Source organism: Saccharopolyspora sp. NPDC050389 (assembly GCF_040655595.1).
Taxonomy (GTDB): Bacteria; Actinomycetota; Actinomycetes; order Mycobacteriales; family Pseudonocardiaceae; genus Saccharopolyspora.
In genome coordinates, this window is sequence record NZ_JBFAKG010000006.1 from 155,224 (window position 1) to 168,669 (window position 13,446).

At 70.2% G+C, this 13,446-nt stretch carries 9 protein-coding genes; 3 read left to right on the forward strand and 6 right to left on the reverse strand.

Going from position 1 to position 13,446, the window contains the following annotated elements; genetic code table 11:
- Nucleotides 1–15: 15 nt before the first annotated feature.
- Together AB0I53_RS06030 and AB0I53_RS06035 are read left to right on the forward strand one after the other, a co-directional pair.
- Nucleotides 16–1,092 carry an alpha/beta hydrolase-fold protein gene (locus AB0I53_RS06030; RefSeq protein WP_358597189.1) on the forward strand — a complete coding sequence of 359 codons (1,077 nt, stop codon included), beginning with the start codon at nt 16–18 and terminating at the stop codon, nt 1,090–1,092.
- Nucleotides 1,093–1,183: 91 nt separating this feature from the next.
- A complete protein-coding gene (locus AB0I53_RS06035; protein WP_358597192.1) occupies nt 1,184–1,423 on the forward strand; it encodes a hypothetical protein in 240 nt (79 codons plus the stop codon).
- Between the two features lie 153 nt (nt 1,424–1,576).
- On the opposite strand, the gene AB0I53_RS06040 is transcribed toward AB0I53_RS06035, so the two are convergent.
- The 6 genes from AB0I53_RS06040 to AB0I53_RS06065 form a co-directional block, all read right to left on the reverse strand.
- Entirely contained in the window at nt 1,577–2,800 is a 1,224-nt protein-coding gene (locus tag AB0I53_RS06040) for a DNA polymerase III subunit delta' (RefSeq protein ID WP_358597275.1), read from the reverse strand.
- Between the two features lie 63 nt (nt 2,801–2,863).
- Nucleotides 2,864–3,196: a hypothetical protein gene (locus tag AB0I53_RS06045; protein ID WP_358597194.1), complete on the reverse strand. Its 333-nt coding sequence runs from the start codon at nt 3,194–3,196 to the stop codon at nt 2,864–2,866.
- Nucleotides 3,197–3,259: 63 nt separating this feature from the next.
- Nucleotides 3,260–6,040: a type I DNA topoisomerase gene (gene topA, locus AB0I53_RS06050; protein ID WP_358597197.1), complete on the reverse strand. Its 2,781-nt coding sequence runs from the start codon at nt 6,038–6,040 to the stop codon at nt 3,260–3,262.
- Nucleotides 6,041–6,339: 299 nt separating this feature from the next.
- Nucleotides 6,340–6,933: a hypothetical protein gene (locus tag AB0I53_RS06055; protein ID WP_358597199.1), complete on the reverse strand. Its 594-nt coding sequence runs from the start codon at nt 6,931–6,933 to the stop codon at nt 6,340–6,342.
- A 422-nt stretch (nt 6,934–7,355) separates the two neighbouring features.
- Nucleotides 7,356–7,961, reverse strand: coding sequence for a hypothetical protein (locus tag AB0I53_RS06060; RefSeq protein ID WP_358597202.1), 606 nt, complete (start codon nt 7,959–7,961; stop codon nt 7,356–7,358).
- Nucleotides 7,962–8,198: 237 nt separating this feature from the next.
- Nucleotides 8,199–10,505 carry a sodium-translocating pyrophosphatase gene (locus tag AB0I53_RS06065; RefSeq protein WP_358597278.1) on the reverse strand — a complete coding sequence of 769 codons (2,307 nt, stop codon included), beginning with the start codon at nt 10,503–10,505 and terminating at the stop codon, nt 8,199–8,201.
- Nucleotides 10,506–11,017: 512 nt separating this feature from the next.
- Between AB0I53_RS06065 and AB0I53_RS06070 the strand changes: the two genes are divergently transcribed.
- Nucleotides 11,018–13,396 carry a DEAD/DEAH box helicase gene (locus tag AB0I53_RS06070; RefSeq protein ID WP_358597205.1) on the forward strand — a complete coding sequence of 793 codons (2,379 nt, stop codon included), beginning with the start codon at nt 11,018–11,020 and terminating at the stop codon, nt 13,394–13,396.
- Nucleotides 13,397–13,446 lie beyond the last annotated feature (50 nt).

Below are 13,446 nucleotides of genomic sequence, written 5' to 3' on the forward strand. Positions count from 1 at the left end.
CGACAGGGGAACCGCATGACCCGTTTCCGGAAATCACTGTGGCGGGCGGTCGCGATGGCGGCCGGCCTGACCGTCGCATCGACTCTCATCGCCACCGCCGCGACCGCCGAGACCGAACCGCCACGCCTCGACAGCGGTTTCGGCCTGACCGTGGTCCGGCAGCCCGAGTGGGTCGACGACGCCCAGCGGACGTTCGTCTTCTCCGTCGCCTCCGACCAGGTTCCGAATCCGACGCTGCTGCCGGGCCAGGTCGCGGGCCAGCACGACATCATGGTCACCCTGCCCGAGGGCTACAACGGCGACGCCGACCGCTACCCGGTGCTGTATTCGCTGCACGGCAATCCGGACCGCGCCAACACCCAGGTCAACCAGCAGATCACCGAGCAGGCGACCAAAGACGCACCGCTGATCACGGTGCACCCCAACGGGGTTCGCAGCTGGTACTCGAACTGGGTGAACCCCGGCGGGCTGGGCCCGCAGAACTGGGAGAACTTCCACCTCGGCCAGGTCATCCCGCTGATCGACGCCAACCTGCGGACCATCCCCGCCAGGGAAGGCCGGGCCATCGTCGGCCACTCGATGGGCGGTTTCGGGGCGTTCCACTACGCCGAGCCCCGACCGGAGCTGTTCAGCTACGTCGGCAGCTTCTCCGGCGGCCTCGACCTGCTCAACCAGGCGCAGCGCGCGGCGGTGATCGGCACCGAGCTGCTGCCGGAATCCGGCACGCCGACCGTCGCGGTCGATTCGATCTTCGGCTCGCCGGTCTGGCCCCACGACGGGGAGTGGAACGCGCAGAGCCCCGCCCAGCACGTCGAGTCGCTGCGCGGCATGGGCGTGGCCATGTACACCGGCAACGGCGGCGATCTGGCCGTCAACCCGCCCCAGGCCATCGTCGAGAGCGTGGCCAGGGACACCAACCTGGTGACCGCGGCCAACCTGAACGCCGCCGGCATCCCGCACTACTTCGCGGATTACGGCGACGGCAGCACGTGGGCGCCGGGCTGCACCGGGAAGCACGCCTCGCTGCCGTGCCTGCAGAAGGACATGGACCACTACGTCTCGCTGATCATGCAGCGCCTTCAGCACCCCTGATCTGCGGCAAACCGGGGGCTGGTCGGTCGGGCGACAGGAGGTTCGCCCGGCCGACCAGGGTTCGGCACCACACGCCGAGAAGGAAAACGGCATGGCCGACGACAACTACCGGTACTCGTGCGGGGAGTGCGACCACCGGACGCCGTGGCTCACCGAGTCGGCTGGTGCCGAGGAGCAGATCGAGCACTACACGCGCCGTCATCCGGGCACTCCACCCGGCGGCCGCGTCGAGCTCCGCGAGAAGAAGACCGACGGGGTCGGATGCCTGGTGCTCCTGGGAATCCTGTTCCTGCTCCTGCTGGCGGTGTCCACGTTCCGGTACTGGTCGTGACGGCCACGGCACTGCGATCCGCCGGAACGGCAACGACTTCCGGGCCACCGAATTTTCACGGTTCGAGGTTTCCCCGGGTGCGTGGCCGCTCTGGGGGATTCGGTCTCGGCCTCGTCAACATCCCGCTGCCCTGATGATCAGAGCACCGTGGAGTCAGCCGGTGTAGAGGGTGGCGAGCATGGCCTCCACCGCGATGATGGGCTTCACGTTCTGCGTCAGCGCGAGCCGGCAACCCAGGACCGCGTCGAGGCGGCGCAGCGCCGATTCCGACGTCCACTCCGCCGCCGCCTTCGCCACCGAGCGCTCGAAATCCGGGTGGTTCAGCGGCGCCGTCGAGCTGGCCCGCATCACCAGCACGTCCCGGTAGAAGCCCGCCAGGTCGACCAGCGCCAGGTCCAGTGCGTCGCGCTGGGAACGGGTGGCGCGGGATTTCTGGCGCTTCTCCAGCTCTTTCAGCGCCGCGTTCGCGCCGCGCGTAGCCGACGCCGTGCCCTTGCCGGTGCCGCCCGCGCCCATCGCGGTCTTCAGCTCTTCCTTCTCGGCCTCGTTGCGGTCCTCGTTCGCGGTGACTGCTTCCGTCTCGGCCAGCTTCACCAGCCCAGTGGCCGCCGTGAACACGTCCGAGAACCGGCGCAGCCCCACCGGAATCCGCAACACCGACTCGCGCCGCTCCCGCGCCTCCTCGTCGGTCGCCAGCCGCCGCGCCCGGCCGATGTGCCCGCCGCACACCGACGCCGCCCACTGCGCGAGCTCCGCGTCCACGCCGTCGCGCTCGTGCAGCACCTCTGCGATCGCGTCGGACAACGGCGTGCGCAACTGCACGACACGGCACCGGGAACGGATCGTGACGGACACGTCCTCCGGGTGATCAGACGGCGCGCACAGCAGGAACACGGTCCTCGGCGGCGGCTCCTCCACCGCCTTGAGCAGCGCGTTCGCCGCGCCTTCCGTGAGCCGGTCGGAGTCTTCGATCAGCACGATGCGCCACTGGCCGGTGGTCGGGCGGCGCGCCGCGGCTTGTACGAGAGCCCGCATCTCCGCGACCGAGATCGACAGGCCTTCCGGCGCCACCAGGCGCACGTCGGCGTGCGTGCCGTGCAGCACCGTCCGGCACGCCGGGCAGTGCCCGCAGCCCGGCTGCTCGGGATCGACGCACTCCAAACCCGCGGCGAAGGCGCGGGCCGCGATCGACCGACCCGAACCGGGCGGCCCAGTGAACAGCCACGCGTGCGTCATCGAACCCGGCGGAACCGGCTCGCCCCGCACCTGGCGATGAGCAGCGCGCACGGCGGTGTAGAGCGTCCGCACCGCGTCGGGCTGCCCGACGACCTCCGCCCACACCCCGGTGCCGGGCACGTCCGGAGCGTCGGTTTGCATCACGTCGCCTCCAGTACTTCGCGAACACCCAGACTGTACGGGGCGGCACCGACCGGCCTGCGGTCAACCGGAGAACCCTTCGAGCACCCGGCGAAGCACCGCCAAGGCCACGAGCACCGCGACGGCCAACGCGATCAGGAAGCCCACGATCGCCCCGGCGGTGCGGCGCGGCTTCTCCTGCGGCGGCGCAAGACGAGGCGGCTGAGGACTGGTTGCCGGAGCGCGGCGACGCCGAATCGGCCTGCGCGCGTCCTCCGCCGTGCTCGGCGGCCTCCAGGGCTCCGGCGGTGCGGTCCGCTGCTGCGGCACGGCGAACGTGCCGAACAGGGCATCCGGACGAAATGGCAAAGGCGGCAACGGCTGCGTGCCGTCGTGACCGTGCAAGGCATCCCGCATGTCCGCCTCCCCGAGGCTTCCGATAACCGGAAGTCTCCGCCTCGGGGCGGCGGAACACCAGGATCAGGAGGACTTCGAAGTGGAACTCGCCCGCTTCTTCGCAGCCGTCGTCTTCGCGGCGGTCGTCTTGGACGCCGTCGACTTGGACGCGGTCGTCTTGGACGCCGTCGTCTTGGACGCCGTCGACTTCGCAGCGGTCTTCTTGGCCGGGGCCTTCTTCGCGGGCGCCTTCTTCTTCGCCGGCGCCTTGGCCCGCCGCTCCGCGAGCAGCTCCACCGCGCGATCCATGGTCAACGACTCGACGTCGTCGCCCTTGCGCAGCGAGGCGTTGGTCTCGCCGTCGGTGACGTACGGACCGAAGCGGCCGTCCTTGATCACCAGCGGCTTGCCGGTGTCCGGCTCATCGCCGAGCTCCCGCAGCGGCGCCGCGGCCGCCCGCCGACCGCGCTGCTTCGGCTGCTCGTAGATCTTGAGCGCCTCTTCCAGCGTGATCGAGAAGATCTGGTCCTCGGTCTCCAGCGACCGCGAGTCGGTGCCCTTCTTCAGGTACGGGCCGTAGCGGCCGTTCTGCGCGGTGATCTCGTTGTCGGACTCCGGGTCCTTGCCCACCACGCGCGGCAGCGACAGCAGCTTCAGCGCGTCGTCGAGCGACACGGTGTCCAGCGACATCTGCTTGAACAGGCTGCCGGTGCGCGGCTTGTTCTTGTTGCCCTCGGGCAGGACCTCGGTGACGTACGGCCCGAACCGGCCCTCCTTGGCGACCACCTCGTGCCCGGACTCCGGGTCGGTGCCGAGGCTGCGGCCCTCCATCGGAGTGGCGAACAGCTTCTCCGCGATCTCCACGGTGAGCTCGTCCGGCGGCAGGTCGTCCGGCAGGTTCGCGCGCTGCGACGAACCGTCGGCCAGCGTCCGCTCCAGGTACGGGCCGTAGCGGCCGACTCGCACGTAGACGGTGCGGTCCTCGTCGTCGTTGAACATCGGGATGGAGTTGATCTCCCGCGGGTCGATCTCCTCGACCCCGGAACCGACCAGCTTCTTCAGCCCGCCGGCGCGACCGATGGAGCCCTCCGGGCCCACGTCACCGCCGAAGTAGAAACCGGACAGCCAGCTGGTGCGCTCCTCACGCCCCTCGGCGATGCGGTCCAGCTCGTCTTCCAGCGCGGCCGTGAAGTCGTAGTCCACCAGCCGGCCGAAGTGCTTCTCCAGCAGCCCGACCACGGCGAAGGCGATCCACGACGGAACGAGCGCGGAGCCCTTCTTCCACACGTAGCCGCGCTCCTGCACGGTGCTGATGATCGACGCGTAGGTCGACGGGCGCCCGATGCCCAGCTCTTCCATCGTCTTCACGAGGCTGGCCTCGGTGAAGCGCGGCGGCGGGTTGGTGGTGTGCCCGTCCGGCGACAGCTCCGGCGCGGTGATCGCCTGGTCCTGCACCAGCTGCGGCAGCCGCGACTCGGCGTCGTCGGCGACCCCACCGGCCTCCGAGTCGACCGCCTCGACGTAGGCCTTCAGGAACCCGGCGAAGGTGATCGTGCGGCCGGACGCGGCGAAGGTGCACTCCTCGCCGCTGGTGGCGGTGCCGGTGATGCGCACCGACAGCGTGGTGCCCTTCGCGTCGGCCATCTGGGAGGCGATGGTGCGCTGCCAGATCAGCTCGTAGAGCTTGTAGCCGTCGACGTCGCTGCGCAGCTCGCCCGCGACCTCGCCCGGAGTGCGGAAGCTCTCACCCGCCGGGCGGATCGCCTCGTGCGCCTCCTGGGCGTTCTTGACCTTGCGGGTGTACTGCCGCGGCTGCGGCGACAGGTACTGGTCGCCGTAGAGGTCCCGGGCCTGGTTGCGCGCCGCGTTGATCGCCGTCTCGGACAGCGTCGTCGAGTCGGTACGCATGTAGGTGATGTAACCGTTCTCGTACAACCGCTGCGCCGTGCGCATCGTGCGGTCGGCCGAGAACCGCAGCTTGCGGCTGGCCTCCTGCTGCAGCGTGGAGGTCATGAACGGCGCGTACGGCTTCCGCGTGTACGGCTTCTCCTCGACGCTGGAGACGTGCAGCTGCGCGTCGGCGAGCGCCGCGGCGAGGCTGCGCGCCTCCTGCTCGGTCAGCACCCGCGTGTCGGCGTTCTTCAGCCGCCCGTCCGGGCCGAAGTCGCGCCCGGTGGCCAGCTTCGCGCCGTCCACGTTGACCAGGCGGGCGCCGAAGCGACGCGGCGAGGCGTCCGCGCCGGCGTCCATCGTCGCGGAGATGTCCCAGTACTCGGCCGGGACGAACCTGATCCGCTCGCGCTCCCGCTCGACCACGATCCGGGTCGCCACCGACTGCACGCGGCCCGCCGACAGCTTCGGCATGACCTTCTTCCACAGCACCGGGCTGACCTCATAGCCGTACAGCCGGTCCAGGATGCGGCGGGTCTCCTGCGCGTCCACCAGGTCTTGGTCCAGGTCGCGCGGGTTCGCGGCGGCCGCCTGGATCGCCGACTCGGTGATCTCGTGGAACACCATCCGGCGCACCGGCACCTTCGGCTTCAGCGTCTCCAGCAGGTGCCAGGCGATCGCCTCGCCCTCGCGGTCACCGTCCGTCGCGAGGTAGAGCTCGTCGACCTGCTTGAGCGCGTCCTTGAGCTCGGTGACCGTCGCCTTCTTGTCCGAACTCACCAGGTACAGCGGCTCGAAGTCGTTGTCGACGTCGACGCCCAGCCGGGCCCACGCCTGCCCCTTGTACTTCTCCGGCACGTCCTTGGCGTTCTTCGGCAGGTCCCGGATGTGCCCACGAGAAGACTCGACGATGAAGTTCGAGCCCAGGTAGGAGGCGATCTTCTTCGCCTTCGCAGGCGACTCGACGATCACCAAGCGCCGACCCGCGGAGCCAGCCCCGTTGGGGGACCCCGAAGCCCGGCCGGTACCGCCGGCCTTCTTCGTCCGTGTCGACCCAGCCACGCTTACCTGCTCTCTTCTTCCGGAGGCTTCCGTTGCACCCGGTGCTACCCGACAAGTTCCTCAGTGTGCCCCTTATGCGCTGGTTCGCAGCGCGCCGGGAAGGCACAGGGTTGCACATAACACGCTGAGACTCGTCAACGTCTTCTTGTACGAACGTATCGGGTGACTGTCGTGTTCCGTTGCGTGACCTCGCGTGATGTGCGTCAAACCCGTCAGGACACCAACGGCCACGTTCGCTCGATCGCACCATCGGGCGTTGGTCCGACGAGCTCCGCGAGGCGGGCGAGGCCGCGACGACCGGCGACGCGAAGCGCCGGACCACCGGCGCGCGGGCCGACCGGTTTCGCCGGGAGGCCGCAGCCGCGCAGCGCCGCGACCAGCGGCGCGTGCGTGTCGGGCGCGTGCGGATCGAGCCCGAGGCGGTAGCCGGTGGGCTCGGCGGAGCCGGCGGTCAGCGCCCAGAGCCGGAGGGCGGCGCCGTCCGGGACGAAGTCCGGCGGGACCGACTTCACGGCGCCGCGCAGCCAGCGCGCGGCGAGGCCGGTGAGGTCGGCGCGGAACGCGGTGCGAATCAGCGGGCGGCCTTCGTCGGAGCGGCCGAGCTCGGCTTCCACGCCGCGTTCGGCGCAGGCCGCGACCAGGGAGCGGGCGCGCCATTCGGCGTCGACCACCACGGACAGCCGGGCCGCGGTGCCGCGGCCGAAGCCGACCGCCTGCCCCGGGCCGCACAGCATGCCCGCGAGGTCGGCGACGTCGGGCTGCCGCGCCTCGGCCGAGTAGAAGGACAGCTGGTCCACGGCCCGCATGATAGAACAACAGTTCGACCTTGGCCAGCACATCCACCCGTTTGCGTCACCGGGATCGGAAACCTGCGCAGGTCCGGGGCCGTGAGTGTTTTGGGCTGCTGTAGAGGCTGTTTTGGATGTGGTGACGTGCGGATGCGGTAACGCGGGCGTTTTGTCTTTGAAGCGGCGCAGCCGCTTAGCCCACCCACGCAACCCGCACCGCCGCGGGTTCACGGTGCCCACCCCCCCGGGGTTCTCCCAGCGAGGACAGCCCCGACGTAGTGAATTGGCATTCATGATGTCGGGGATCCCACAGCGAGAAGACCGCGGTGACTCCCGCAGGGGGGCCGCCACCCGCACCGCCACGCAGGACGAGTTTGGAAACAGGCCCTATAGCGACCCAAAACACTCACGGCCCGTGACCAGCGGAAACCCTCGGCGGGTCAGCGCGGGGGCTGCGGTTGTTGGGGCGAGGTGAAGAATTGCTTGCACTCCGGCGCCTGCTGCGCGGCGGCCTTGAGCTCCTCGTTCTTGTCCAGCGCCGCCAGCTCGTCCTGGAGGTCCAGCTGCTGGCCCTTCTGCAGCTCCTGCTGCATCGCGGCCATGCCCTCCTGGAATCGCTGCTCGTTGGTCGGATCGATCTGCTTCGCCTTCTCGGCTGCCGACGTCAGCAGATCGCGGACCTGCGTGAAGCCCTGCTGGAAGCCGTCGTTGACGGAGTCCGCGCCCGCGATCGGCGACGGCCCCAGGCCCCGCAGCCCGTTGATGGTGTCGTCGGCGGAGCGCACCGCCGAGTCGATGCGTTCGGTCACCGACTTCTTGACCGTCGCCGTGTTCGTCTTGTCCACACCCGGCAGCTGCTGCTGGGAGGCGGAGAAGTCACCCACCAGCCCGCACATCCGGCCCGTCCACGCGACTCCCTCCGGACTCGGGGCGGCGGCCTTCGGCGGCGGAGCGGGAGCCGGGGCCTGAGCCGGGCCTCCCGCGCACCCGGCTAGCGCCAGCGGGACGGCCGCCAGCACCGCGATGGACGTCGAACGGATCTTCATGCGCACTCCTCGCAGAGATCGGAGTTGCCTTCGGCGTGCCGCCAGACTCTCCCGCACCGCCCACCGCGCGCCGCAAGGCGGGGTCGCCCGCCCGCCGAAACCCCAGCGCACGAAAAGGGCGCCGCCCCGCTCCGGGACAGCGCCCTTCCAGATTCGCGCCATTCTCGCTATCGAGGCGAACGGACTGTTCGCCTCGATAGAAGAGGCGAACAGTCCGTTCGCTTCACCGCTGACGCGTCAGGCCGCGCCGTTGACCGCCTTGTCGTCCGACGGGGATGACTCCGCGATCGACGTGGAACGGCGCTTGGAGATCACCACCGCCGCGACGATCACCACGGCCGCGACGACCGCGATGGAGATCCGCACCACAGGCGACGCGGTGTCGCCGACCGAGAAGGTCACCACGGCCGGTGCGATCAGCAGCGACACCAGGTTCATCACCTTCAGCAGCGGGTTGATCGCCGGGCCGGCGGTGTCCTTGAACGGGTCGCCGACGGTGTCGCCGATGACCGTGGCGCCGTGCGCCTCGGACCCCTTGCCACCGTGGTAGCCGTCCTCGACCAGCTTCTTCGAGTTGTCCCAGGCACCACCGGAGTTGGCCAGGAAGATCGCCATCAGGGTGCCCGTCGCGATCGCACCGGCGAGGTAGCCGGCCAACGGGCCGACGCCCAAGCCGAAGCCGACCGCGATCGGCGCCAGCACCGCGAGCAGACCGGGCGTGGTCAGCTCGCGCAGCGAGTCGCGGGTGCAGATGTCGACGACCCGGCCGTACTCGGGACGCTCCGAGCCGTCCATGATCCCCGGCTTTTCCTTGAACTGCCGGCGCACCTCGTAGACCACGGCCCCGGCGGCGCGGGATACCGCGTTGATCGCCAGCCCGGTGAACAGGAACACCACAGCCGCCCCGATGATCACGCCCACCAGCACGTTCGGTGCGTAGACGAAGAACTCGGAGACGCTGAGCTGTCCGGCCACATCGGCCAGCGCAACGCCGATGGCGTCCGTGTAGGACCCGAACAGCGCGGTCGCGGCCAGCACCGCCGTCGCGATCGCGATGCCCTTGGTGATCGCCTTGGTGGTGTTGCCGACGGCGTCCAGCTCGGTGAGGATCTTCGCGCCCTCGCCCTCGACGTCGCCGGACATCTCGGCGATGCCCTGGGCGTTGTCGCTGACCGGGCCGAAGGTGTCCATCGCGACGATCACGCCGACGGTGGTCAGCAGGCCGCAGCCGGCCAGCGCGATGGCGAACAGCGCCACCGGCAGCGAACCGGACAGCAGGAACGCGCCGAACACCGCCGCGCCGATGATCAGCGCGGTGTACACGGCGGACTCGAAGCCCACCGACAGGCCGGAGAGGATCACGGTGGCCGCGCCGGTCAGCGACGACTTGCCGACGTCGCGCACCGGCCGGTGCTCGGTGGCGGTGAAGTAGCCGGTGAGCTTGAGGATGACCACCGCGAGCAGGATGCCGATGATCACCGCGACCAGCGCGATCACCGCCGGGTTGCCACTGGTGGCGCGGATGCCCTCGGAGACGCCGGTGAGCTCGCCGAAGGAGCTCGGCAGGTACAGCAGCGCGGCGATCGCGCAGAGCACCGCGCTGATCCCGGCCGAGATGTAGAACGACCGGTTGATCGCGGTCAGCGCGTTCTCGCCGGCACGGGCCTTGGTGATGTAGACGCCGATCACCGCGGTGATCACGCCCAGCGCGGGCACGATCAGCGGGAACAGCAGGCCGTGCAGGCCGAACGCGGCGGTGCCCAGGATCAGCGAGGCGACCAGGGTGACCGCGTAGGACTCGAACAGGTCGGCCGCCATGCCGGCGCAGTCACCGACGTTGTCGCCGACGTTGTCGGCGATCGTGGCGGCGTTGCGCGGGTCGTCCTCCGGGATGTTCTGCTCGACCTTGCCGACCAGGTCGGCGCCCACGTCGGCGGCCTTGGTGAAGATGCCGCCGCCGACCCGCATGAACATCGCCAGCAGGGCCGCGCCGAAGCCGAATCCCTCCAGCACGCGCGGGGCGCCGCCGGCGTAGACCAGCACCACCAGCGCGGCGCCGAACAGGCCGAGGCCGACGGTGATCATGCCGACAACGCCGCCGGTGCGGAACGCGACCCGCATCGCCTTCTCGCGCCCCTCACCGGCCTCGCGGGCGGCCGCCGCGACGCGGACGTTCGCGCGAGTGGACAGCCACATGCCGAGGTAGCCGATGGTGGCCGAGAAGGCTGCACCGAACAGGAAGAAGATCGATCGCCCGATCGTCTCGCCTGTGCTCTCCGAGGGCAGCGCGAACAGCACCAGGAACACGATCACGGCGAAGATCGCCAGGGTGCGGAACTGCCGGCTCAGGTAGGCCGAGGCGCCTTCCTGCACGCCCTTGGCGATGTCCTGCATCTTGGCCGTGCCTTGGCCGGCGGACAGCACCTCCTTGATCAGGACGTAGCCGAAGGCCAGGGCGGCCAGGGCGATCACCATCACCGCGCCGACGACGACGTAGTCGGCGCCGCCGAGTTCGATACCGGTGGCTTGTTGGGCGAGGTCCATCCGGGTATGCGAGCTCCGTGGTGCAGCGCCCTGGGCCCAGCCGTGCTGGACCGGGGTGAGCAGGGACATCCGTCCTCCTGGGTTGTGCTCGGTTCAGCACCGGAGCTCCGCAATGTTCGACCGGGCTCCGGTGCGCGGTAGGCGGCCCCGCCCGGTACGGCCGGTGATCGGTCGCTGGCCGTCCGTGGCGACGTCGTGGCTCGGGAGTCTATTCAGGCCACAAGTGGCTTACCTCACGGTGTGATACGCACCTCGTCCCGACGTGGGATTCCGTTACCAGTTAATCGATTAAGATAGGTACTTGATCACCCAATTGGGCAAAGGTTGATTTGGCCCAAACGGGTTACATGAGGTATTGGACACGACTCCGACAGTCCACCGGATCGACGCCGGCGTCAGCGCTACCGCCCCGACTCGTAGCCAGAACCATCCGATCGAGCGATACCGACACGGATGCGGAAACCGGGAACGCGTGCGCGGTGCGCGATCGGTGCTGTGCGAGGCTCGCTAGCGTGCGCGCAGCGGACCAGGACAAGGGGCGGCGGTTACTCGACCGCGCGGTAGCCGGCATACCTGCCGACGAAACACCGGTGCGCCACGTCGAGCACCTGCCCACCCGCCCGGCCCGGACCGCCGACTGGCCGGAGTGGGTCCCGCCGCGGCTGGTGGACGCGTTCCGCGAGCGCGGCGCGCGAGAGCCGTGGGTGCACCAGATCGAGGGAGCGGAGGCGGTCCGCGCAGGCGAGCACGTGGTCGTCGCAACCGGCACCGCCTCCGGGAAATCGCTGGTCTACCAGCTGCCGGTGCTCTCGCGGCTGCTCGACGACGACCGGGCGACCGCGCTGTACCTCGCCCCCACGAAGGCGCTCGGCGCCGATCAGCTACGCACCATCGGCGAGCTCGGCATGGCGGAGGTCCGGGCGGCGAGCTACGACGGCGACACCCCGCAGGTCGAGCGGGACTGGGTGCGCGCGCACGGCCGGTGGATCTTCACCAACCCGGACATGCTGCATTACGGCGTGCTGCCCGCGCACGGCCGCTGGGCGCGCTTCTTCCGGCGGCTCAGCCACATCGTGGTCGACGAGTGCCACACCTATCGCGGCGTATTCGGCTCGCACGTCGCGCTGCTGCTGCGCCGCCTGCGCCGCGTCGCGCAGCACTACGGCGCGAACCCGGTCTTCGTGCTCGCCTCGGCCACCGTGTCCGACCCGGCATCGCTGGCCGAGCGCCTGACCGGCGTCTCGTGCCGCGCCGTTACCGACGACGGTTCGCCGCGCGGAGCCCGGACTATCGCGTTCTGGGAACCGCCGCTGCTCGAAGAGATCATCGGCGAGAACGGCGCCCCGGTGCGCCGGGCGGCCGGCACCGAGGCGGCGCGCATCATGACCGAGCTGGTCATCGAGGACGCCAGGACGTTGGCGTTCATCCGCTCTCGGCGCGGCGTGGAGCTGGCGGCGCTGTCCGCGCAGCGTGCACTGTCCGATGTGGATCAATCGCTCGCCTCGAAGGTGGCCGCCTACCGTGGCGGCTACCTGCCCGAGGATCGCCGCGAGCTGGAGCGCTCCCTGCTCTCGGGCGAGCTCCGCGCAGTCGCCACCACCAACGCGCTGGAACTCGGCGTCGACATCTCCGGGCTCGACGCCGTCGTGGTCGCCGGGTATCCCGGCACCCTCGCGTCCTTCTGGCAGCAGGCCGGGCGCGCCGGGCGGGACGGCGACGGCGCCTTGGTCGTCTTCGTCGCGCGGGACGATCCGCTGGACACCTACCTGGTGAACCACCCGCCCGCCATGCTCGACCGGCCGGTCGAGGCGACGGTGCTCGACCCGACCAACCCGTACGTGCTGGAACCGCACCTGGCCTGCGCCGCGGCCGAGCTGCCGCTCGACGAGGACTCCTTCGACGTCTTCGGCGGCGAACCGGCGCGGCGGGCCGTGCAGGCACTCACGGCGGACGGGGTGCTGCGCAAGCGCCCGCACGGCTGGTTCTGGACCTCCCGCGAGCGTCCACATCGGAACGTCGAGCTGCGTGGCGCCGGCGGGCATCCGATCGCCGTCGTGGAAGGCGAATCCGGACGCATGCTCGGCACCGTGGATCCGGACTCGGCCTGCGCGACGGTGCACCCGGGCGCGGTCTACCTGCACCGCGGCGAATCGTTCGTGGTGGACGAGCTGGACCTGGAGACCGGGATCGCGCTGGTGCACCAGGAGAGTCCCGATTGGACGACCTCGCCGCGCAACGTGGTGGACATCTCGGTGCTGCGGACCATCGAGCGCCACGACACCGGTCGCGGTGTCACGGTCTGCCTCGGCGAGGTGGAGGTAACCTCGCAGGTCGTCGGCTACCTGCGGAAACGCCCCTCCGGGGCGGTGCTGGACCAGGTTCCGCTGGACCTCCCCGCGCAGACCCTGCTGACCAGGGCGGTCTGGTACACGGTCGGCGACGAGCTGCTGGTGGGCAGCGCGCCGGGGGGCGCCGGGCTGGATCCGGCGCGCATCCCCGGCGCGCTGCATGCCGCCGAGCACGCGGCGATCGGCCTGCTACCGCTGTTCGCGACCTGCGATCGATGGGACATCGGCGGGGTTTCCACCGCGCTGCACGCCGACACCGGGGAGGCAACGGTGTTCGTGCACGACGGTCATCCGGGAGGGGCCGGATTCGCCGATCGCGGTCATGCCGCATTGGTCCCATGGTTGGCCGCGACGCGGGAAGCGATCGCTTCCTGCGACTGCCCGGCTGGATGCCCGTCCTGCGTCCAGTCGCCGAAGTGCGGGAACGGCAACGAGCCGCTGGACAAGGCGGGGGCGGTGGCTGTTCTCGATGCGGTGTCGGCCGCGCTCGGGGGCGGCGCCGGCGGATCGACTGGGCTGCACGACCGTCCACAAGAGAGCTGAGCACGAAGGGCTGGTGCGTGCTCGGAGGAGACGCGTTCGGTCGTGTCGGG